The following is a 21,964-nucleotide window of genomic DNA, read 5'->3' on the forward strand; positions in this document are numbered from 1 at the left end:
AGTTAGTGCAGCATTCACCGTGCCGACCGGCTCTCTGTGTTACGTTTGACACAAAAGAGCGCTTCTGTATCTTTTCGGTATGCTGGCGCCTGGCGCATCCCGCGCCGCTTCCCCCGTCACTCCATCATCGATTCAAGGCCAGCATGATTAGCGCCCTCAAGGACAAGCTGTCCAGGTTGAAGCAGGATCTCGTCGACTCCCGGCGCCTGTACGCCAGGTGGGAGCAGTTGCACCTGAAGAAGCTGCTGGCCTACCTGGAGGTCGATTGCGTCTTCGACATCGGGGCCAACCAGGGCCAGTATGCCGGGATGCTGCGCAAGCATGCGGGCTTCGACGGCTACATCTTCTCGTTCGAACCCAATCCCCACGACGCGGCCGTCGTGCGCAGGCGCGCCGAGGGCGACCGCAAGTGGATCATCAGCGAGCTGGCCATTTCCGACAAGGACGGGACCGCCGAATTCAACATCATGAATTCGAGCCAGTTCAGCTCGCTGAGCATGCCCAGCCATGAAGACGTGCAGCTGTTCTCCAAAATGAACGCCGTCAGCAAGACCATCACGGTGCAAACCGAACGCCTGGAAACGGTCCTGCGCCGCCTGCAGGCCGAGCATGGCTTTCGCCGGCCGTTCCTGAAGATGGACACGCAAGGCTACGACGTGCACATCTTCAAGGGTTCGTCGAACATCGTGCGCGACTTCGTCGGCCTGCAGAGCGAGCTGGCGATCGCGAAGCTGTACGCCGATTCGGTGGATTTCCGCGAGGCGATCGCGGTATACGAGCAGCATGGCTTCACGCTGAGCGCGCTGGTGCCGAACAACGCGGGGCACTTCCCGATCCTGGTTGAATCGGACTGCATCATGGTGCGGTCGGACCTGGCCAAAGTGAAATGACCGGCACGGATGCCCGAACATCCGTTGCCGGCCGGGCCTGTGCCTGAGGATCTGGCCCAGATAAATGTGACATGAAGATGAATTGACGTAAATTTGACGCTCGGCGGGCTAGACTCGCCCATCGCAATGACCGTCGGCGGCCTCGGGCCGTCTCTCATGTACGCACAATCCATCGTTTTCATCATCGCGGCCCTGGCCCTCCTGTCGCTGTCGCGCATCGCCCTGACTGCATGGCAGGCGCCCCGCGCGCGGGCCAGCGGCCGTCCCTGGGCCATCCCGCTGGGGGGATTGCGCATCGATGCGCACATGATCGCGATCATCTCCGTCCTGCCGTTGGCCCTGGCCCCCTGGGTGGGGGATTCCCCGCTGGCGCAGTCCATCACGGGGGCCTGGCTGGTCATCGCGTGGCTGCTGCTGGGACTGCTGGAGCTGTCCACGCCGCAGTTCATCGTGGAGTACGACACGCGGCCCAACCGCCTGTACATCGTCTACCTGACCAATCCCCGCGAAGTGTTCACCATGCTATGGCGGGGCTATCGTGGCACGGTGCTGGCGGTGGTGCTAGTGACCGGGCTGCTGGCCTGGGCCGGCTACGCGCTGTTCTTCCGGCCGCACTGGGAGTGGGACGTGGATGCGATCTGGCTGCGCGGCCTGCTGACGCTGGCCGCCATCGCGGGCGGGGTGCTTGCCATACGGGGCACCCTGAAGCATCGGCCCATCAATCCGTCGACCGTGGCCTTCTGCGGCGACGCGCTGGTCAATTCGCTGCCGCTGAACTCGCTGTACAGCGTGCTGTACGCGGTCTACAGCCTGAAGAACGAACGATCCAGCAGCGACGCCTACGGCACGATGCCCGACGACCAGATGCAGGGCATCGTGCTGCGGGCCGCCGGCCTGCCGCCGCAGCCGCTCGATCCCGGCATTCCCACGCTGCATGCGCACCCGGTCGCGCCGCCGCGGGAACGGCCCCGCAACCTGGTCATGATCGTCGAGGAAAGCCTGGGCGCGCAGTTCGTCGGCCACCTGGGCGGCAGCGGGCTGACGCCGAACCTGGACAGGTTGGCGCAACAGGGATGGTCGTTCTCCAATGCCTATGCCACCGGCACGCGGTCGGTGCGGGGCCTGGAAGCGCTGGTGGCGGGCTTTCCGCCGTCGCTGTCGGAAGCGGTGCTGCGCCTGCCCGATGCGCAGCGCAATTTCTTCACGCTGGCGCAACTGCTGCGCCGGCAGGGATATCGGACGTGCTTCGTCTACGGCGGCGAGGCGCATTTCGACAACATGAAGAGCTTCTTCCTGGGCAACGGCTTCGATGAGCTCCATGACCTGAAGACCTTTAACGACCCGGCCTTCGTGGGCACCTGGGGCGCGAGTGACGAGGACATGTTCGCGCGGGTGCACGGCATCCTGGAAGAGGATGGCCGGCCCTGCTTCGTCCTGGCGTTTTCCGTCAGCAACCATTCGCCCTGGGAGTATCCGTCGGGCCGCATCGAACCCGTCGGGGAACCGGCCAGCCTGACCAACACGGTGCGGTATGCCGACTGGGCCCTGGGCCGCTTCTTCGACCGCGCCAGGCAGGCCGCCTACTGGGACCACTCGGTGTTCATGGTGGCCGCGGATCACGATGCCCGGGTGGGCGGGGCCGAGCGCATTCCGCTGAAGCACTTCCAGATTCCTGCGCTGATACTGGGCGCGGACGTGCCCGTGCGGCGCGACGACCGCCTCATCAGCCAGATCGACCTGCCCGTGACGGTGCTGTCGCTGCTGGGCGTGGCGGGCGAACATCCCATGATCGGGCACGACCTGACCCAGCCGCAGGCCGGCGGGCGGGCAATGATGCAGTATGGCGAGTCGTACGGCTACCTGCGCGGCGACATCCTGACGGTGCTGGAGTCGCGCAAGGGCGCCAGCCAGTTCAGGTACGCGCGTCCCGACCATTACCAGCGGGTCGAGCGCGACGCCGACCTGGAACGCGAAGCGCTGGCGCACGTGCTGTGGGTGGAGCGGACCTATTGCCAGCGGGCATACACACTCCCCGCGCTGTCCGCGCAGGCGCGGGCCTGATCTGTGCGGCGTCGCGGCCCGGTACCGCGCCGCCATGCATGCCGTGCTGCCCTTACTGCCCGTAACACACGGCCGGCACCGGACGTGGCTCAAAGTCTGAAAACCGGCATACGCAACACATTTATTCCCTAGAATCGAAGCAGAATGGCTTTCCTCCGGCTCATCCGAGCCCAACCCTTGTCCGAGCGAGAGGGATCGAATGGCCGGCAGCGTCGATTGGCATGACAGCGATTTCCGCAACGAAGTGGCTGGCCGCTTCGGCGTGTTGCCCAATTTTTTCTGCTCGGCGCCCACGGCGCCCGGCCTGGTCGAAGAACTCTGGGTCTTCGCGAAATCGGCCTATCTGGACAGCCCATTGCCCTCGTTGTTCAAGGAGCGGCTGTTCGTCCATCTGTCGCGCTTCTGCGAGGTGCGGTACTGCATCGTGCGGCATGCGGGCTTCCTGGCCGGGCACGGGCATCCGGCGGGCGACCCGGCCGTGGCGCCGCTGACGCTGGAGCAGATCATGCGGCTGCTGCGCCGTCCGGTTCCCGACGCGGGCAGGCTGGCCAAGGCGTTCGAGCAGTTGGACGCCTGCGAACGGCCGTCGGCCTTGCCGGCGCCCGACACGGACCAGGAAACCTGGCTGTTCGATGCGCTGACGGTAGCGTTCCTGCTGCCCGCGCGCGCCGCGCGAGCGCGCCAGGCGGTGCGCAACAGCGTGGGGCCGCAGGCGTTCGAACTCATCGTCGCCTTCCTGGCCTTCGTGCGCACCGCGCATTACTGGACCGAGATGCACCCCGAGCTCGACTACGAGCCCGACATCATCGCCTACATGGCCCGGCATCCGGACTTGGCCGCCCTCCTGGTCAGCAGCAGCGAGGCCGCCGCGGCGGGCCGGACGTTGCGCCAGGCGCTGGGCGACCTGGACCAGTCCGAGGGCGCGCAGCACGAACGCGAGGTACTGTCGATCGGCCTGATCAACGGCATCGCGCAGGCGACCTGGGAAACGGATGGTGCGGGCCTGGTCGTGGCGGACAGCCCCTCATGGCGGGCCTATACAGGCCAGCGCCTGGAGCAATGGCTGGGCGAGGGCAGGCTGGAGGCCATACATCCGGACGATCGCGAACGAGTCAGGCAGCAATGGCAGACGGTCGTGACCGATGGTTTGAAGCTGGATGCCGAATTCCGGCTGTGGCACGCGGACGAGCAGGCCTATCGCTGGACCAACGCGCGCGCCGTGCCGGTGCGCCATGACGATGGCACCGTGGCGAAATGGCTGGGCATGAACATCGACATCAGCGAACGAAAGCGGGCCGAGGCCAAGCTGCGCGAACGCGAGGCCGACCTGGCGCGCGTGCAGCGCATCGGCGAGGTGGGCGGGCTGGACATCGACGTGGCGGGCGGCATGCGCAGCTGGCGCTCGCCCGAGTATCGGCGGCTGCACGGGCTGCAAGACGAAGGCGAAGAGACGCACGGCCAGTGGCTGGCGCGCGTGCATCCGGCCGACCGCCAGCAGGCGCAGAGCGTGTTGATGACCGCGCTGTATGGCCAGGGCGGCACGTACGACGGCGAGTACCGCATCGTGCGCCCGTCCGATGGCGCCGTGCGCTGGATCCATGCGCGTGCCGACATCGAGCGCAACGAATACGGCCAGCCGGTGCGGCTGGTCGGCGCGCACGTGGACGTCACGGAGCAGAAGCAACTGCAGCAGGCCCTGCGCGAACGCGAAGAGCGGCAGGCCTTCGTGCTGACGCTGGCCGATGCGTTGCGTCCGCTGGCGGCGCCGCAGGCCATCCAGCTGGAGGCCGCACGGCAACTGGGCCTGCACCTGCACGCGGACAGGGCGTTCTACGCCGAGGTCGACGGGCAGGGGCAGACCGTCATCGGCGCGCAGTACCGCAGCCCGCATACGACGTCCATCCCCGACCGGTTCCGGCTGGACGACTTCGGCGTCGCCCCGGCGCAAGCGCTGCGCGCCGGACGCACGCTGGTCATCTTCGACGTGGCGGACTGGGCGGCGCTGACCGAGGAGGTCGCGGGCGCCTACACGAAGTTCGACATCGCCGCGCAGGTCAAGGTGCCGCTGGTCAAGGAGGGCAGGCTGGTGGCCTTCCTGGGGGTGCACCAGCGCAAGCCCAGGGAATGGACCACGGCCGACGTCACGCTGGTGGAGGACATCGCGGAGCGCACCTGGGCGGCGGTGGAGCGGGCGCGCGCCGAGACGGCCATGCGCGAGAGCGAGGAGCGCCTGCGCAGCGCCACCGAGGTCGGCCAGCTGGGACTGTGGGACTGGAACGTCACCACCGGCGAGGTGCATTGGTCGGATCAGCACTTCCGCATGGCGGGCTATGAGGTCGGTGCGGTGCGGCCGAGCTACGAGGCGTGGATTGCCCGCGTGCATCCCGATGACCGCGAGCCCGCCGAGACGGCGCTGCGGCACGCCATGCGGACGCAGCAGGAGTTCGTGCGGGAGTTCCGCGTGGTGCACGACGACGGGTCGATCCACTGGCTGTATGGCCGCGGCCGCTTCTTCTATGACGAAGGGCAGCGGCCCGTGCGCATGATCGGCGCGATGGTGGAAACGACGGAACGCCGCGACTGGGAGGACCGCCAGAAGGTGCTGGTGGGCGAACTGCAGCATCGCACGCGCAATTTGATGGCCGTGGTGCGCTCGATGGCGGACAAGACGCTGCGGGCCAGCGTGGACCTTCCAGACTTCCGCCACCGCTTCCGCGACCGCCTCGACGCGCTGGCACGCGTCCAGGGATTGTTGTCGCGGCTGAACGAGCACGACCGTGTGACGTTCGACGAGTTGATCCGGACGGAGCTGTCCGCCATGGAGGGGGCGTCCGATCGGGTGGTGCTGGATGGGCCGCATGGCGTGCGGCTGCGATCCTCCACCGTGCAGATGCTGGCCATGGCGCTGCACGAACTGGCGACGAATGCCGTGAAATACGGCGCGCTGGGCCAGCCGCAGGCCCGGCTGGTCGTTGGATGGACCTTCGATCCCGAGGGCGACAAGGGCAAGCCATGGCTGCACATCGACTGGCGCGAGTCTGGCGTCGACATGCCCGCGCCCGGCGCCGAACCCCGGGGCACGGGACAGGGACGCGAGCTGATCGAACAGGCGCTGCCCTACCAGCTACAGGCCAGGACCGTCTACACCCTGGAGCGGGACGGGGTGCATTGCCGCATATCGCTGCCCGTGTCGCTCAGTACGCTGGAGGCGGACTGACGTGCCCGGTCGGGCGGCGGTGCGAGCGAGCGGCTGATCGCACGCAGCATCGCCGCGGTGTTGTAGGGCTTCTCGCAGCGCGCCACGCGTTCGAAGCGCGGCGGTATCGACGAGGCGTCGTACCCGGTGGCGAAGACGAACGGCACGCCGCGCGCCATCAATTTGTCGGCCAGCGGAAACACCTGCTGGCCGCCCAGGTTTACGTCCAGTATCGCGGCATCCACGGGGCGTTCCTGCTGTATCCATTCAAGGGCTTCGTCGAGTCTGCCGAACATTCCCGCCAAGACGGCGCCGGCGTCTTCAAGTTCGGACTGCAGATACTCGGCGATCATGTATTCGTCTTCGACGATCAATATGCGGCGGTTGCGCAAGCTGTCTTCCAACATAGCCATCTCCGGAATCGTGCTTCCTTTCGCCATGCTACGTCACTGCGATAGTCGATACCGCCGCCTTTTACATACTGTCAGGCTTGCGGCAGTCGTAAAAGCAGCAAGAAGGCAATTAGGGCGTCATGGATCGGACAAAGTGCTTTCTCCACCGTCCTTGCCATCGGAAAATCGGATCACGCTGAACTCTCCGGTGGATTCGATATAGGCGCGGCGCACCATGCCCACGGACGCCACGCCTTTCAGGCGCAGCTGTTCCATCAATTCCTGGCGCGTCACCAGTTCGCGGCGCAGGCCCGCCACGTCGATACGTCCGTCGCGGATCAGGCAGACGCGGTCGGGTTCCATCAAGCCCCGTACCCACGGTACGTAGTAAGCCAGGCGGTCCAGGAAAAAACTCCATCCTACGATGGTAGTAACTACGATCACGCCATCGCCCAGCGAATCCGAATCTCCGGACATGGCGTTGCCGGCGGCGTCGGCCACCAGCACCAACACCAGCATGTCGGCCGCGCCCAGCGAACCGAGGTCCCGGCGTCCCGAGATGCGCAGCAGTACCAGCAAAACCCAGTAGATCGTGGTTCCTCTCAACATCATTTCGCCCACGCCGGCTTGAAGCGAAAAAATATCGATTACCGCGTCCATGGCGACTCCTCTATCGGATGAGATGGGTCCCTGATATGCAAATCTCGTGCCACGAGGGGCTCGTTGCGTCGGGCGCCCGGCGCGTGCGGTTCTCAGCGCAGCGGCTCCATCGGCGTCGGCGCCGCGCCGGCCGGGTGGCTGAACACATGGCCGGCCAGGCGTTCGAACTCCGCGACGTCGTGGCCGCTGCATACCGCGACCGTGTCCCCATGGCGATGCAGCAGTCCGCGCAGCCGCTGCTGGTTGGCCAGCCGCGCGGCGCGGTCGTGCTCGAGCATCCATTGATAGAACCGCAGGCCCGGCGGGCAGCCTGGATGTTCCAGATCCATCTCGCGCGTATGGAAGTAGGCGTCTCCAGCCTGCAGCAGCCAGTCCTTGGGCCCGCCGCGGATGGCGACGCCGGCATGGCCCAGCGTGTGGCCGGGCAGCGGCACCAATGCGATGTCGGCGGGCAGCCCGTCCAGCGGCCGCACGCGCTGCAGGCCAAACCAGTCTTCTCCCTGCGTACCGGGATACAGGCGCCAGCGCTGGCGCGAGGACCACTGCTGGGGGCGGAAGCGCTGCCTGTCCATCCAGCTGCGGCGGGCCAGCGCCACGTCGCGTTCGCTGTGCATAAGGTGCACGGTGGCGTGCGGGAAGTCGTCCAGGCCGCCCGCGTGGTCGAAGTCCAGGTGCGTCAGCACGATGTGCCGCACGTCCCTGGCCTTGAACCCCAGGGCTTCGACCTGCCGCACCGCGGTCATCGATTCGCGCCATTCCGGCTTCACCAGCGCCAGGAAGAAGGCGCTGAGCCGGGAGCGCGGGTCCTGTACGTCGCGCAGTCCCAGGCCGGTGTCGACCAGCAGCAGGCCGTCATGCGGCAGTTCCACCAGCATGCAGTGGCAGCACAGGCGGGCGCGCCAGGACAGCAGCGGCGAGCGGCCATCCATGAGCCGGCCGCCGGCGGGGCACGTAGAGATGCAATTGAGGTGATGTATCCGCATGAGGACTCCGGCAATGGGATCGGCCAGCGAGCCATTCTTTGCGAACACTCACTTCGTGTCCGCGAGTTGGATCGATGGCCTGCAGTGGCCGCAATCGCGATGCCTGAGCAGGCTTGCTGCGCGTCGCGGCGCGGTACATGCCGCAATGCGTCCCGTCACGCCATTCTTACTGACGATGCATTTTCTGCCCAGCATGAAGCGGCGATACGCCGCTTGCACGCGCAGCAATACAAGGACGAGTCCGGGAACGCGCTTTGCGATAAGCACCGCACCCAGCAATACCGCGGGGACACAGACGAGAGGTACGTATCCATGTTCGCTCACAACAAGCGTTTGCAATACACGGTCCGGGTCCGGGAATGCAATCCGGGCCTGGCCAATCTCTTGCTCGAACAGTTCGGCGGTCCGCAAGGCGAGCTAGCCGCGGCCTGTCGCTACTTCACGCAAGCCATCGGCGAAGACGATCCGGGCCGCAAGGACATGCTGTTCGACATCGCCACCGAAGAACTGAGCCACCTGGAGGTGATCGGCACACTGGTCGCCATGCTGAACAAGGGCGCGAAGGGCGAGCTGGCCGAAGCGACCGACAGCGAGGCCGAGCTCTATCGCAGCCTGCAGGGCGCGGGCAACGATTCGCACGTGACGCAGATCCTGTATGGCGGCGGCCCCGCGCTGACCAACTCCGGCGGCCAGCTGTGGAATGCCGGCTACATCGATACGATTGGCGATCCGTCCGCCGACCTGCGATCGAACATCGCCGCGGAAGCGCGCGCCAAGATCGTCTACGAACGGTTGATCAACGTGACCGACGATCCGGGCGTGAAGGAAGCCCTGGGCTTCCTGATGACGCGCGAGGTGTCGCACCAGCGTTCGTTCGAGAAGGCGCTCTACTCGATGCAGCCCAACTTCCCGCCGGGCAAGCTGCCGGGCGATCCGCGCTTTGCCGACGTGTACTTCGACATGTCGCAAGGCGAAGGCAACCTGCGCGGTCCCTGGAACAACGAGGCCCACTTCAAGGTGATCTCGGACCGCGAGCAGCAGTGCGCGGTGGATGGCGGCGACGGCATCCCGCAGGTGGGGCTGACCGACGTGCAGGCGCAGGCCGTGCAGGCGCTGGCCACGCGCACCGCCTCCGATCCCGCCGCCGATCCGATGACGGGCGCGGACCTGGGCAGTGTGTCCACGGATGGTCCCAACAGCGGCAGCCCGCGGCAGGGGTGAGGCCGTGCTTGCCCGCCGCACGCGTGCACGCCCGTGCGTGAGTGCGGCGGATGACTCAGCCTAAAGAATGCGGCCATGGCATCGATGCCATGGCCGCATTGTCTTGCCCTAGCGCTTGGCCTGTGCGCCCGGCTGGTCGGCGCGTTCCAGGAAGCGGCGCGTCACGGCTGCCATGTTCTGCTCCAGCCAGGCTGCCATGGCGATCTCTTGCGGCAGGATGCGTTCGCACACTTGCTGCGTGGCCGTATCGCCCAGCATGCGGGCGGCTTCGATCAGGTTGCGGTAGGCGGCAATCTCCATGTGTTCGAAGGCATAGCTGAACATGCCGCCCTTGACCACTTCGTCGCTGGCGAACATGCCGGAGAACGACTGCATGCTGGCCATGGCCTTGCCGGTCAGGTCCTTCATCATGGAGTTGTCGCCGCCCCGCCGGTCGATGCACTCCTTGATCAGCCTGCGCTGATCGCGGGTCTCTTCCAGGTGCTCCAGGATGCGCTGGCGCAGGTCCGGATAGCTTTCCAGCCGGCCGGCCATGCCGTCCAGCATGCTCTCGGCCTGCTCTTCCATGGCATGCGCGTCGCGCAGCCAGTCCATGAAATGCGAGGCGGCCTCGCGGGTGTCGGTAGCGGGTTGCATGTGATCTCCCAGGTGATGGTCAAGGAACGCAGGAAGGCCGCATGCGGCGTACCCATGCGCGCCGGGCCGGGTGGTCCGGCGATTCGCGCGACGCGGAGCGGCCTCGGCGGCGCGAGGCGCCGAGGAGTCAGTGCCTCATGTCGGCCTGGATCAGATCCACCACCTGCGCCGCCGTCACCCCCGACAATGTCCATCCCAGATGCCCATGGCCGGTGTTGTAGTACACGCCGCCGCGCCTGCCGCGGCGCACGCGCGGCATCATGTCCGGCATCATCGGACGCAGTCCCGCCCACGGCACGACGCGAGAGGTGTTCATCGCGAAGTTGGCGCGCGTCCAGCGCACCAGGGGATCGATGCGGTCGGCGCGAATGTCGCGGTTCTCGCCGTTGAACTCGGCCGTGCCCGCCACGCGGAAGCGGTTGCGGCCCAGGCGGGAGGTGACGATCTTGGCGCGCTCGTCCAGCAGGCTGGTCCAGGGCGCGCCCTGCACGCTGGCCTCGTCGTCCAGGTGCACGGTGATCGAGTAGCCCTTGACCGGATACACGTTGACGCGGTCGCCCGCCATGGCCGCGAGGGCTCGGCTGCCCACGCCGCCGCAGATGACGATGGCGTCGGCCCGCAGCGCTTCTTCGCTGCCGGGCCCGTGTTCCATGGACGACGTGCCGATCCCCACGCCGCCGTCCGCGAACCGCAGCCCGTCGATCTCGCGGCCGTACAGGAAGCGCGCGCCGTTGCGCTCGGTGGCCTGCGCCAGCCCGCGCGTGAACTTGTGGATGTCGCCGGTGGCGTCCGACGGCGTGTAGAAGCCGCCGACGTAGCGGCCCGTCAATGTGGGCTCGATGCGGCGGATCTCGTCGGCGGTCACCTCATGGCGTTCCAGCCCGCCCTGGCGCAGCAGGCCGTTGCTTCTGCGCGCCGTCTGGAAGCTCTTGGCGTCGTGATAGAAGTGCAGGATGCCGCGCTGCTCCAGGTCGAAGTCCACGCCTTCCTGCCGCGCCATCGCGAACAGGTGGCGCCGCGCCTCGATGGCCAGTTGCGTGGTCAGCACGGTATGGTCGCGGTACTTGCGGATCGCCCACAGGAACTCGGCCAGCCAGCTGTACTTGTGCCATGAGGGCTTCGGATTCAGCAGCAGCGGCGCATCGGGCTGGAACATCCAGCGCAGGCCTTTCCACAAGGTGGCGGCCTGGTTCCAGACCTCGGCGTTGCTGGCCGACAGCTGGCCGCCGTTGGCGTACGACGTTTCCATGGCGGCATAGGGGTGCCGTTCCACGACGGTGACGTCGTGCCCGGCCTGGTTCAGCAGATAGGCGGTGGTGACGCCGGTGATACCGGCGCCCAATACGGCGATGTGGGCCATGACGGTCCTCGAACAGGATGGGGCGACGGCCACGTGGCCATCGCACCCCATCTGTCTCGGTACCTGAGAGCTTGCGCCGCCCGTGCATGCGTGCGGCATCCCCTTCGGTGGGCGCGGTGCGCCTCTCTCCAGATCGTCTAGCCTGCGCAGTCCTGTTGCCTGAGAGTTTCCGGGGCGGTTGCTCCGTCGGCGCCGGCCTGGTGCGGCCGGACTCTTCTGCGTGGCGTTGCTTCGACGCGCACAGGATAGCCGCGGGCGCGATTGGAACGCAAGCGTGATCGCGTGGCTGGCGTGCCTTGGCGATGCGCTCCGTGCCTACTTCGCCTGCGCGGCGAAATGCTCGACGGCGTCGTCGCCCGCCGGGATGCGCCACGGCGTCGACGCATCCGTCGCGGACCGCCACACGGCCTCGGCGACCTGCGAGGCGCGCGTGATCGGACCCGAGTAGTTCTGGAAACCCGCCAGCACGTTCGCCAGAATGGGCGCGTATTCCTCGGGCACGTCCTGGTTCAGGCGCGGCATGGCGTTGGCGCCGAACTGCGTGTCGGGCGCCAGGCCCGGCAGCACCACGCTGGCGCGGATGTTCAGCGGCTGCAGTTCCAGGGCCAGGCTTTCGGTGAAGGCCACCACGGCGGCCTTGCTGGCCGTGTATACCGGCAGCAGCGGCAGGGCCTTTAGCGTGACGGTCGAGGCCACGTTGACGATGACGCCCGCTTTGCGCTGGCGGAACTGCGGCAGCACCGCGCGGGTCAGCGCCATCAGGCCGATGGTGTTGGTTTCGAAAATGTCGCGGTACGCCTGCACGGGCGTGGCCTCGAAAACGCTCAGCAGGCCGATGCCCGCGTTGTTGACCAGCACGTCGATGGGGCCGGCTTCGTGCACGGCGCGCTCGATGCTTTGCGCGTCGGTCACGTCCAGTTGCAGCACGCGCAGGTTTGGGGACTGGGGCAGGCCGTCGGTACGCGGGGTGCGCATGGTGGCGATGACTTTCCAGCCCTGGTCCAGGAAGTGGCGGGCGATCTCGACGCCGAAGCCGGACGAGCAGCCGGTGATGAGGACGGTTTTCATAGGGTGGCCTTTGCGGGTGAGGAGTGCTCTACTGTAGGCAGTCCCGCCCGGAGTATCTACAATAGAAAATCCAAATTTCTTTTGAGATCGTCCGGATATGTCCGACCCGTTGACTGAAGTCGTGACGCTGCTGCAGCCGCGCATGGCGCATTCCAAGGTGGCCAGCGGGGCAGGGCGCTGGGGCCTGAACCGCATCGAATTCGGCCAGCCCTCGTACTTCGTGCTGCTGGAAGGCCGCGCGCGCCTGATGCCGGAAGGCATGGAGCCCATCGTGCTCGAGGCCCACGATTTCGTGCTGATCCCCTCGACGCTCGCGTTCACCATGACCAGCTTCGAGCCACCCGACGAGGACGCGCTCGACGGCATGCCGGTCGTGCTGCCTAACGGCGAGTACCGGCATGGCGCTGTCGACGCGCCCGCCGACGTGCGCATCCTGGTGGGCATGTGCCACCTGGAATCGCCCGACGCCGCGCTGCTGGTGTCCCTGTTGCCCAAGCTGGTGCTGGTGCGCGGCGAGTCGCGCTTGTCCGTGCTGGTGCAACTGGTGATCGACGAGTCGCGCAGCCAGCGCGCTGCGCGCGAGGTGGTGCTGGAGCGCCTGCTGGAAGTGCTGCTGATCGAGGCGCTGCGCTCGTCGCGCGAGGCGATCTCCACGCCGGGATTGCTGCGTGGATTGGCCGACGCCAGGCTGTCCGTGGCGCTGCGCAGTTTCCACGAGAAGCCGGACCAGGCCTGGACGGTCGCGCTGCTGGCCAAGGCGGCCGCCATGTCGCGCTCCACGTTCTTCGAACGCTTCAGCCACGCCGTCGGCCTGGCGCCGATGGAGTACGTGCTGTCGTGGCGCATGGCGCTGGCCAAGGGGCTGCTGCGGCGGACCAAGAGCAGCGTGGCCGCGGTGGCGGCGCAGGTGGGCTACAGCTCGGCCAGCACGTTCACGGTGGCGTTCACGCGGCACGTGGGCGTGTCCCCGGGCATGTTCGCGCGAGGCTCGGCGGGGCACTGACCTTCTGCCCCACAGGCATGGCCCTTGCGGATCTGCAGCGACGGGTCTGGCGGCGCGCCGCCATTCCCACGTGCAAATGAAGCAGTCGCAGGGTGTGGTAATCAATGGATGGTTCGTGGAAGGATCGCAGGCGCCGTTCTCGTCTCGACAAGGCGCCCTCTGCGGAAACTGCCGGCAGTCCCGGCGCTGGCCAGCCGGTTCTCCAACGTATTGCGTGTCCCGCGGTGCCCAGGTTGGCGCTGGAAGCCGGGCTGGTCATTGCCTGGAGTTCGGGCTTCGTCGGCACCCGGTTTTCGATTGACCATGCGCCGGCATTCCTCGTGGTGTTCTGGCGGCTGGCGTTGGTGTCGCTCGCGCTGTTGCCCTGGGTATGGGCGGAGGTGCGGCATACCAGCCGGGCCGTGCTGGCGCGCCATGCCTGCGTCGGCCTGCTGGCGATGACTGCTTATCTGGTGGGGGTGACCAAGGGCATCGAGCTGGGCGTGCCCGCCGGGCTTGCCGCGCTGTTCGCGGACCTCCTGCCCATGGGCACCGCGCTGCTGGCCGCGGGCGTGCTGCGGCAGCGCCTGGGCAGGCCGGTGTGGATGGGGCTGTTCGTGGGATTGCTGGGCGTGCTGATCGTGACGCACGATGCGCTGGGGGTGGGCGAGGCGCCGTTGTGGGCCTACGGCCTGCCGCTGCTGGGCATGTTGGCCCTGGCGGTGGCGACCTTGTGGCAGAAGCGGCCGACGGCGTCGGCGTCGATGGGCGTGCTGGCCAATCTATGGCTGCAGTGCACGGTGTCGGCTGTGGTCTTCGCGCTGCTGGCCGGACTGGAAAGCGGGCTGGCGCCGGTGCCCAGCATGGGATTCGCGATCAGCGTGCTGTGGATGACGGCCTTGCCGACATTGGGCGGCTATGGGCTCTACTGGGTCTGCCTGCAGCGCTCGTCGCCCACGCGCGTGGCAAGCGTTCTCTATCTCAGTCCCGCGTTGACGCTGCTGTGGGCATGGGCCATGTTCGGCGAGCCGCTGTCCTGGCTGATGGCGGCCGGTACGGCCGTGTCCGGCTGGGGCGTGTGGATGGTGGTGCGCGGCGAACGCTCCGAGGCAGGCTCGCCGGGCGCGCAGCCCGGCTCGACGCCATGCGCGGCCTCGGCGGATGAATGGCGTTAGGCCCCGGCGGGCCCGGCCGGCCTACTGCCGGGGCACGTTCGCCTTCTGCACGATGCGCTTCCACAGCGCGATGTCGTTCTTCTGGAACTCATGCATCTGCGCGGGGCCGCCCGTCATCGGCGTGGCGCCCAGGCGCTCGTAGAACGCGCGGGTCTCGTCCATCTTCGAGATGGCCGTGAACAGCTCGGCAAGCCGGTCCGTCTCGGCTTTGGGCGTCTTCGCGCTGATCATGGCGCCGACCCAGGTATAGGCCTCGAAACCGGGCAGGCCGGCCTCGGCGGCGGTGGGCACGTCCGGCGAGGTGGCCACGCGCTTGTCGGACGCAACGGCCAATGCCTTCACGCGGCCGTCCTTGGCCAGTTCCTGCACCGCGGTCACTTCGGCGAAGGTGACGTCCACCGTGTCCGAGGCCACCGCGGTGATGGCGTCGCTGGCGCCCTTGAACGGCACGTGCACGGTCTGGATCTTCGCCGCGTCGTTCAGCAATTCGCCCATCAACTGGTAGCCCGCCGAGCCGGCGCCGAAGTTAACCTTGCCCGGATTGGCGCGCGCATGGGCGATCAGGCGCGGCACGCGGTTTGCTGAGGGATGCGGTCACCATCCATCCGCGCGAGGTCCGCATGTCCATCCATCCTCTCTCCCGTTCCGACAGCCTGCTCACCGAAGACGAATCGCCCGTGGCCCAGTTGAAGCGCATTGATGCCAACCGGAAGGATTTCCCGGGCGAGCACCTCATCGTGCTGGGCCTTGGCCTGCTGTTGATGCGCGCGGGCCTGCGCAGCACGACGATGCTGCGCCGTACCCTGTTGTCGATGGCGGGCACGGCGCTGGTCGGGCGCGCGGCCAGTGGTACGGGCGGAATCTCGCGCGTGGCGCGCGTGCTGCAGCGCGTGCGCTGACCCTTTCTGACCGGAGGTCCGTGATGACGGCGTTATCCAAAGGCGACAAGGTGCAGTGGGAGACCTCGCAAGGCCGCACCGAAGGCACCGTGCAGCGCAAGGTCGCCCATACCGCAAAGGCGGGCGGCCACGTCGCACGGGCCTCGGCCGACGCGCCGCAGTACGAGGTGAAGAGCGCCAAGTCGGGCAAGAAGGCGATCCACAAGGCCGAGGCACTGAAGAAGACGCGCTGAGGCGGCGGCCGAGCGCGCCGGAGGCGGACCGTTTCGTCCCTTTTTGACGGTTACCTTTGCCGGCTTGCCCGGGCCGGCGAACCCCGTACAATACTGGATATATATACAGTATTTGTGCGATGGAACTGTCTACCAAGCTCGAAATCCTGGCCGACGCGGCGAAGTACGACGCATCCTGCGCCAGCAGTGGCGCCCCGAAGCGCGATTCGCGGGGGCGCGAAGGCTTGGGCGCCAGCACCGGCGCGGGCATCTGCCACAGCTTCACGCCCGACGGCCGGTGCGTGTCGCTGCTGAAGATCCTGCTGACCAACTTCTGCCAGTACGACTGCCAGTACTGCGTCAACCGGCGGTCGAGCAACGTGCCGCGTGCGCGTTTCCAGCCCGCCGAGGTCGTCGACCTCACGCTGGACTTCTATCGCCGCAACTACATCGACGGGCTGTTCCTCAGCTCAGGCATCATCCGCAGCGCCGACTACACCATGGAGCAGTTGGTGCAGGTGGCGCGCACGCTGCGCGAAGACCATCTGTTCCGCGGCTACATCCACCTGAAAACCATTCCCGACGCCGACCAGCGGCTGATCGACCTGGCCGGGCAGTATGCTGACCGGCTCAGCGTCAACATCGAGCTGCCCACCGATGGCGGCCTGCTGAGGCTGGCGCCGGAGAAAAGCGTGCACACCATCAAGCGCGCCATGGGCACCATCCGCCTGGCGCAAGAGGTGGCCCAGGAAGAGAAGCAGCCGCGCAAGCGCGCGCCGGCAGGGCAGAGCACGCAGATGATCGTCGGCGCCGACGAGGCCGACGACCGCACCATCCTGCAGACCTCGCAGACGCTGTATGGCGCGTACAAGCTCAAGCGCGTGTATTACTCGGCATTCAGTCCCATTCCCGACAGTCCTTCTTCGGTGCCCGCGCAGGCGCCGCCGCTGCTGCGCGAGCATCGCCTGTACCAGGCCGACTTCCTCATGCGCGGCTACGGCTTCCAGGCCGAAGAACTGTTCCAGACCAAAGGTGACCTGCCCTTGGATATCGATCCCAAGCTGGCCTGGGCGCTGGCCAATCGCGCCGTGTTTCCCGTGGACCTGAACCGTGCACCCTTGCGCCTGATCGCGCGGGTGCCGGGCATCGGCATGCGCAATGCGCAGCGGCTGGTCGAGCTGCGACGCCTGCGCGCCATCCGCTACCAGGACCTGATCCTGCTGCGTTGCGCGGTCGACAAGGTCAAGCGCTTCATCGTGGCGCAAGACTACCGGCCCAGCCTGGCCGAGCCGCCGTCCGACCATCTGCGGCGCGCGCTGGCGCCGGCGCCGCAGCAGCTGTCTCTGCTATGACGACGGCATCGGCAACCCTGGTGGTGCAGGGCGGCTACGCGGACTGGCGCAAGCAGGCCCTGCGCGCGCTGGCGGCGGGCTGGCCGCCCGAGGCCGTCACGTGGGTCGAGCGGGCGCGGTCCGCGGGGGCCGAGCAGATGGGGCTGGATTATGCGGCGGAGGCAGGGGCGGCAGCCGGCGCTGCGGCAGCCGGTGCTGCGGCAGCCGATGCTGCGGCAGCCGGCGCTGCGGCGGCCGCGGCATCGGCTTCCTGTGATGCGCTATCCGAATCCTCCGCGCAATACGGCGCCCTGCCGCAGGTCCGTGTCTCCAGTGACCTGGCGCAGCTGCTGCGCGATGCGGCGCTGTACCGCTCGCCGCGACGCTGGGCCTTCCTGTACCGCGTGCTGTGGCGCTGGCAGCAGGGCGACCGTGCCGTGGCGTCGCCCGCCGACGAGGACGGCGCGCAACTCAATCTCATGTCCAAGGCCGTGCGGCGCGCGCAGCACGACATGATCGCCTACGTGCGCTTCCATCGCCACGAGGGCGCGGCCATGCCGGAATACCTGTCGTGGTACGAGCCCGATCACGACGTGCTGGCCTACGCCGCCGAGCACTTCGCGCGGCGCATGGGGAAATCGTCGTGGTGCATCGGCACGCCGCAGGGCGCGGCGCTGTGGGACGGCCATGCGCTGCACCTGACCGACACGCCGCCCGATGCCGCGGCAATGCGCGCGGGCGCGCAGCAGGACCAGGTCGAACCGCTGTGGCTGGTCTACTACAAGAGCATCTTCAATCCCGCGCGCCTGAATGAAACGGCCTTGCAGCAACGCATGCCCGTGCGTTTCTGGAAGGGCCTGCCCGAAGGTCCGCTGATCCCCGGCATGATCGCCGAGGCCCGCAACGGCGCGCGCCGCGTGGGGCAGACGGGCACGGTGGGCGACATGCGAGGCAAGCAGATCGCCATCGAAGCCGAGGCGGCGCAGCCCGTGCGCGCGGCGCCGACCACGCTGGACCAGTGCCGCCGCTGCGAGCTGTGGCGCCATGCCACGCAGCCGGTGGCGGGCGAGGGGCCCGACACCGCGCGCCTGATGGTGATCGGCGAACAGCCTGGCGACCAGGAAGACCTGGCGGGCCGCGCTTTCGTCGGCCCCGCCGGGCAGGTGCTGGACGACGCCTTGCGGCGCGCCGGCGTGCCGCGCGACGGCCTGTTCCTGACCAACGCGGTGAAGCATTTCAAGTGGACCGCGCGCGGCAAGCGGCGCATGCACAAGACGCCCGCCCAGCGCGAGGTCGAAGCCTGTTCGCATTGGCTGCATCAAGAGCTGGGCCGCGTACAGCCGTCCGTCATCGTCACGCTGGGCGCCACGGCATTGGGCGCGGTGCTGGGCCGCAAGGCTTCCCTGCAGCAGTACCTGGGCAAGCCCGTGCGGGTGGGCGATGCGTGGTTGCTGGCCACGTGGCATCCCTCGTATGCGCTGCGGGTCGATGGCGAGGGCTCGCGAGAGGACGTCGTACGGGACATCGGCGACACGCTGGCGCAGGGGTGGCGGCTGGCCGATGCGGATGCGCCGGGGACGCCGGACGCTGGTGGCACGGCCGATGCGGCATTGGCCATGGGCTGATGCGACCGTGCCTAGTCGCTGATCTGCGCGTGCTTTTCCCGCGCGGCGTCGTGCAGGTGGGTGCGCATCATCCTCGACGCGGCTTCCAGCTTGTTCGCCAGCAGTAGGTCGATCAGCGCCAGGTGCTCGCGGCAGCGGCGCAGCGACTGCTTGCGGTCCACCGCCTTGCGGTATTCCATCAGACGGCGGATGCGGTTGATGCGCCGCAATGAATCCAGGATGAACGTGTTGCCCGAACATGCCGCGATGGTCTCGTGCAGGCGCGTGTTGGCGTCGAAGATCTGCGCGGGCGACACCGTGTCGATGCCGCCCTTGATCAATGCCGCCTGCTCTTGCCGGCATTGCTTCAGGCCCGCCACGTCCACCTTGAAATCCGGCTCGAGTATCGACGCCGGTTCGACCAGGATGCGATAGCGGTAGCTCTGTGCATAGGCCACGGACGAGGTCATGGCCTCGGTGAACGCCCAGCCGTGGCCTGGCAGCCGCTCCATCCAGCCCTCGTTGGAAATACGCCGCAGGATATCCGCCAACTGGCTGCGCGTGACGTCGTAGCGGCGCATCAACTCGTTTTCGGACACGCGGTCGGGCAGCTCGCCGTCCAGGCGTTCCTGTGCGATGCGCAGGTAGATGGCCTCGTCCAGGGACGGCGCCGCCACTTGCTCGGGTTGTGCCCGCAGCGCGCCTGCTCCCACCACGAAACCGCCTTCGGGATGCGGGTCGATCAAGGCCTGGTCGGCCAGTTGGCGCAGCGCCGTGCGCACCGGCGAACGCGACACGCGCAGCACCTCGGCCAGGCCGCGTTCGGACAGGCGCGTGCCGACCGGCATGGCCTGGGTATTGATGCGCTGGAGGATGTCCGCCGCGAGCTGGGATTGCAGGGTCTGGGGCATGCGCCGAGGGAGAAGAGGAAGCTTTCGTATGGTATCGCAGGGCTCGCCTCGGGTTGACCCGAGGCTTGCGCGGCCGCCGATTTAAATGGTACTTTGAATTAACAAAAAACCACAAGGCGATTTTACGGCAATCATGCTCACCCTCGATCCGACGCTTCCGGAGTACGCGTGCGACTGCCATGTCCACGTGTTCAGCCCTGGGCGGTTTCCCTATGCGCCGCGGCGTGCCTACACGCCGCCCGCCGCGGAAACGGCGGGCCTGCTGGCCCTGCATCGCGGCCTGGGCATCGGCCGCGCCGTGTTGGTGCAGCCCAGCTGCTATGGCAACGACAACCGCGGGCTGTGCGCGGCGCTGGCCGAGTACGGTCGGGACCGGGCACGCGGCGTGGCGGCGCTCGATGCGGACGCCGCCACCGACGAAACCCTGCGGCGCCTGCATGCGGACGGCGTGCGCGGCCTGCGGCTGAACTTCCACGTGCAGGGCGCGGAGCACGCCGAAGCGCAATGCCGTGCGGCGGCCGCGCGCCTGCGCGGCCTGGGCTGGCATCTGCAACTGCACGTCGACGCCGCCATGCTGCGGCGCCTGGCGCCGACGCTCGCGGACCTTCCCTTGACCGTGGTGCTGGACCACTACGCGGGCGGCGCGGCATCGGCCGACACGTTGGCGCAGCTGGCCTTGCATGGCCACGTATGGGTGAAGCTGTCCGCGCCGTATCGGGTCAGCGAGACCTTCGACGAACTGCTGCCGCTGTTGGGCCTGCTGCGGACCTGCGCGGCGGACCGCCTGGTGTGGGCGTCGGACTGGCCGCACACCGGCGGCAGTGGCGGCCAAGGCCGGTCGCCGGACGCCATCGAACCTTTCCGTCAGGTGGACGTGGCGGCCGGCCTGCGTGCGTTGCGCGGCGCCCTGGGCGACACCGTCTTCCAGGCTGTGATGGCCGACAACCCCGCGCGCCTGTACGGCTTCTGATTTTTCTTTCATCGAGAACCCGCATGATCCGATCCATCAATCCGGCGACCGGCCTTCCGATCGCCTCCTACGACAACCACCGCCCGGAGCAAATCGAGCTGATCCTTGCCGACGCGCACCGCGCTCAGGCGGCCTGGGCGCGGCAGGACGTGGCCGTGCGGTCCGCGCTGCTGCGCAAGGTGGCGGCGGCCCTGCGCGCCCACCGCGCCGAGTTCGCGCTGCTGATCACCACCGAGATGGGCAAGCCCATCGCCGAGGCCGAGGCCGAGATCGAGAAGTCGGCGGCGACCTGCGAGTTCTATGCCGACGCGGCGCCGTGCTTCCTGGCGGACCAGCCCGTGGCCAGCAATGCGTCCGACAGCCGCGTCGTGTTCGATCCGCTGGGTGTGGTGCTGGCCGTGATGCCCTGGAACTACCCTTTCTGGCAATTCGTGCGCTTTGCCGCGCCGGCGCTGGCGGCGGGCAATGCCGCGCTGCTGAAGCATGCCAACAACGTGCCCGGCTGCGCGCTGGCGCTGGAGCGCGTGTTCCGCGCCGCGGGCACGCCCGAGGGTCTGGTGCGCACGCTGCTGATCGACGCGGCCGAGGTGGCCGGCGTGCTGGCCGATGCACGCGTGGCCGCCGTCACGCTGACGGGCTCCACCGCCGTGGGCAAGCTGGTGGCCGCGCAGGCGGGCAGCCTGCTGAAGAAGCAGGTGCTGGAGCTGGGCGGGTCCGATCCCTTCATCGTGCTGGCGGACGCCGACGTCGAGCTTGCCGCTAGGACCGCCGTGAAGGCGCGCTTTTCCAACACGGGGCAGAGCTGCATCTCGTCCAAGCGCTTCATCGTGCAGGAGGCCGTGGCAGAGCGGTTCGTGGCCGCGTTCGCGCGGCAGGTGCGCGAGCTGCGCGTCGGCGACCCACTGGACCGTGCCACGCAGATCGGTCCCCTGGCCCGCGAGAGCCTGCGCGCCGACATCGATTCGCAGGTGCGACGCACGGTCGAGGCCGGCGCGACGCTGCTGACCGGCGGCAAGGCGGTGGACGGCCCGGGCTATTTCTACGAGCCCACCGTGCTGGACCACGTGACGCCCGAGATGGCGGCTGCCGTGGAGGAAACCTTCGGCCCCGCCGCGGCCGTGATCCGCGTGGCCGACGAGGACGAGGCGCTCGCGGTGGCCAACGCCACCGAGTTCGGCCTGGGCGCGGCGCTGTGGAGCGGCGACCTGCCGCGCGCTCAACGCCTGGCGCGGCGCATCGAAGCCGGCGCGGTGTTCGTCAACGGCCTGGTGGCGTCCGACGCGCGCCTGCCGTTCGGCGGCATCAAGCAGTCGGGCTATGGCCGCGAACTGGGCGAGTTCGGCATCCGCGAGTTCACCAACATCAAGACCCTCTGGGTCGGCCCGGCGCGCTGAGCGCGGGCGTTTCAAAGGA

Annotated in this window: 20 protein-coding genes and 2 riboswitches; of the genes, 12 read left to right on the forward strand and 8 right to left on the reverse strand. The window is 67.9% G+C overall.

Going from position 1 to position 21,964, the window contains the following annotated elements; translation table 11 throughout:
- Positions 1 to 143 precede the first annotated feature (143 nt).
- The 3 genes from FS845_RS03950 to FS845_RS03960 all read left to right on the forward strand — a co-directional run bounded on the left by FS845_RS03950 (position 144) and on the right by FS845_RS03960 (position 6,168).
- Positions 144 to 890 (forward strand): FkbM family methyltransferase, encoded by a 747-nt coding sequence (locus FS845_RS03950; protein ID WP_144630808.1) that lies wholly within the window; start codon positions 144 to 146, stop codon positions 888 to 890.
- Positions 891 to 1,046: 156 nt separating this feature from the next.
- Positions 1,047 to 2,951, forward strand: coding sequence for an LTA synthase family protein (locus FS845_RS03955; protein ID WP_144630809.1), 1,905 nt, complete (start codon positions 1,047 to 1,049; stop codon positions 2,949 to 2,951).
- Between the two features lie 199 nt (positions 2,952 to 3,150).
- Positions 3,151 to 6,168 (forward strand): PAS domain-containing protein, encoded by a 3,018-nt coding sequence (locus FS845_RS03960; RefSeq protein WP_144630810.1) that lies wholly within the window; start codon positions 3,151 to 3,153, stop codon positions 6,166 to 6,168.
- Here FS845_RS03960 and FS845_RS03965 read toward each other — a convergent pair.
- The 3 genes from FS845_RS03965 to FS845_RS03975 form a co-directional block, all read right to left on the reverse strand.
- Entirely contained in the window at positions 6,093 to 6,554 is a 462-nt protein-coding gene (locus tag FS845_RS03965; RefSeq protein WP_144630811.1) for a response regulator, read from the reverse strand. The two genes, FS845_RS03960 and FS845_RS03965, sit on opposite strands and share 76 nt — an antisense overlap.
- 123 nt (positions 6,555 to 6,677) lie before the next feature.
- Positions 6,678 to 7,199: a DUF421 domain-containing protein gene (locus FS845_RS03970; protein ID WP_144630812.1), complete on the reverse strand. Its 522-nt coding sequence runs from the start codon at positions 7,197 to 7,199 to the stop codon at positions 6,678 to 6,680.
- Positions 7,200 to 7,291: 92 nt separating this feature from the next.
- A complete protein-coding gene (locus FS845_RS03975) occupies positions 7,292 to 8,182 on the reverse strand; it encodes an MBL fold metallo-hydrolase (RefSeq protein WP_144630813.1) in 891 nt (296 codons plus the stop codon).
- A gap of 312 nt (positions 8,183 to 8,494) precedes the next feature.
- Between FS845_RS03975 and FS845_RS03980 the strand changes: the two genes are divergently transcribed.
- Positions 8,495 to 9,403 (forward strand): manganese catalase family protein, encoded by a 909-nt coding sequence (locus FS845_RS03980; RefSeq protein WP_144630814.1) that lies wholly within the window; start codon positions 8,495 to 8,497, stop codon positions 9,401 to 9,403.
- A 108-nt stretch (positions 9,404 to 9,511) separates the two neighbouring features.
- On the opposite strand, the gene FS845_RS03985 is transcribed toward FS845_RS03980, so the two are convergent.
- From FS845_RS03985 to FS845_RS03995, 3 genes are all read right to left on the reverse strand, one after another.
- Entirely contained in the window at positions 9,512 to 10,039 is a 528-nt protein-coding gene (locus FS845_RS03985) for a ferritin-like domain-containing protein (protein WP_260986133.1), read from the reverse strand.
- Positions 10,040 to 10,166: 127 nt separating this feature from the next.
- Positions 10,167 to 11,399 carry a D-amino acid dehydrogenase gene (locus tag FS845_RS03990; protein WP_144630815.1) on the reverse strand — a complete coding sequence of 411 codons (1,233 nt, stop codon included), beginning with the start codon at positions 11,397 to 11,399 and terminating at the stop codon, positions 10,167 to 10,169.
- 49 nt (positions 11,400 to 11,448) lie between these two features.
- Positions 11,449 to 11,533: riboswitch (glycine riboswitch) on the reverse strand.
- 3 nt (positions 11,534 to 11,536) lie between these two features.
- Positions 11,537 to 11,628, reverse strand: a riboswitch (glycine riboswitch).
- Positions 11,629 to 11,714: 86 nt separating this feature from the next.
- Positions 11,715 to 12,467, reverse strand: a complete 753-nt coding sequence (locus tag FS845_RS03995; RefSeq protein ID WP_144630816.1) for an SDR family oxidoreductase — start codon at positions 12,465 to 12,467, stop codon at positions 11,715 to 11,717.
- Positions 12,468 to 12,564: 97 nt separating this feature from the next.
- Here FS845_RS03995 and FS845_RS04000 point away from each other — a divergent pair, with 97 nt between their 5' ends.
- Together FS845_RS04000 and FS845_RS04005 are read left to right on the forward strand one after the other, a co-directional pair.
- Positions 12,565 to 13,470 carry an AraC family transcriptional regulator gene (locus tag FS845_RS04000; protein WP_144630817.1) on the forward strand — a complete coding sequence of 302 codons (906 nt, stop codon included), beginning with the start codon at positions 12,565 to 12,567 and terminating at the stop codon, positions 13,468 to 13,470.
- A 224-nt stretch (positions 13,471 to 13,694) separates the two neighbouring features.
- Complete coding sequence (locus FS845_RS04005; protein WP_222129954.1) at positions 13,695 to 14,624, forward strand: DMT family transporter; 930 nt, start codon at positions 13,695 to 13,697, stop codon at positions 14,622 to 14,624.
- A 21-nt stretch (positions 14,625 to 14,645) separates the two neighbouring features.
- Here the strand turns inward: FS845_RS04005 and FS845_RS04010 are convergent, their stop codons facing one another.
- Positions 14,646 to 15,197: a Bug family tripartite tricarboxylate transporter substrate binding protein gene (locus FS845_RS04010; protein ID WP_260986134.1), complete on the reverse strand. Its 552-nt coding sequence runs from the start codon at positions 15,195 to 15,197 to the stop codon at positions 14,646 to 14,648.
- 47 nt (positions 15,198 to 15,244) lie between these two features.
- Between FS845_RS04010 and FS845_RS04015 the strand changes: the two genes are divergently transcribed.
- The 4 genes from FS845_RS04015 (at position 15,245) to FS845_RS04030 (ending at position 18,691) form a co-directional block, all read left to right on the forward strand.
- Positions 15,245 to 15,523 (forward strand): hypothetical protein, encoded by a 279-nt coding sequence (locus FS845_RS04015; RefSeq protein WP_260986135.1) that lies wholly within the window; start codon positions 15,245 to 15,247, stop codon positions 15,521 to 15,523.
- Between the two features lie 23 nt (positions 15,524 to 15,546).
- Positions 15,547 to 15,756: a DUF2945 domain-containing protein gene (locus tag FS845_RS04020; RefSeq protein ID WP_186332146.1), complete on the forward strand. Its 210-nt coding sequence runs from the start codon at positions 15,547 to 15,549 to the stop codon at positions 15,754 to 15,756.
- Positions 15,757 to 15,875: 119 nt separating this feature from the next.
- Positions 15,876 to 17,087: a putative DNA modification/repair radical SAM protein gene (locus FS845_RS04025; protein ID WP_144630820.1), complete on the forward strand. Its 1,212-nt coding sequence runs from the start codon at positions 15,876 to 15,878 to the stop codon at positions 17,085 to 17,087.
- Positions 17,084 to 18,691: a UdgX family uracil-DNA binding protein gene (locus FS845_RS04030; RefSeq protein ID WP_144630821.1), complete on the forward strand. Its 1,608-nt coding sequence runs from the start codon at positions 17,084 to 17,086 to the stop codon at positions 18,689 to 18,691. The genes FS845_RS04025 and FS845_RS04030 overlap by 4 nt, the downstream gene beginning before the upstream one ends.
- 11 nt (positions 18,692 to 18,702) lie before the next feature.
- Here the strand turns inward: FS845_RS04030 and FS845_RS04035 are convergent, their stop codons facing one another.
- Positions 18,703 to 19,581, reverse strand: coding sequence for a GntR family transcriptional regulator (locus tag FS845_RS04035; protein ID WP_144630822.1), 879 nt, complete (start codon positions 19,579 to 19,581; stop codon positions 18,703 to 18,705).
- Positions 19,582 to 19,714: 133 nt separating this feature from the next.
- Here FS845_RS04035 and FS845_RS04040 point away from each other — a divergent pair, with 133 nt between their 5' ends.
- Positions 19,715 to 20,551, forward strand: a complete 837-nt coding sequence (locus tag FS845_RS04040; protein WP_144630823.1) for an amidohydrolase family protein — start codon at positions 19,715 to 19,717, stop codon at positions 20,549 to 20,551.
- Positions 20,551 to 21,945, forward strand: coding sequence for an NAD-dependent succinate-semialdehyde dehydrogenase (locus tag FS845_RS04045; RefSeq protein WP_260986172.1), 1,395 nt, complete (start codon positions 20,551 to 20,553; stop codon positions 21,943 to 21,945). The genes FS845_RS04040 and FS845_RS04045 overlap by 1 nt, the downstream gene beginning before the upstream one ends.
- Positions 21,946 to 21,964 lie beyond the last annotated feature (19 nt).

Source organism: Bordetella genomosp. 13 (genome assembly GCF_007679965.1).
Lineage (GTDB): Bacteria > Pseudomonadota > Gammaproteobacteria > Burkholderiales > Burkholderiaceae_B > Bordetella.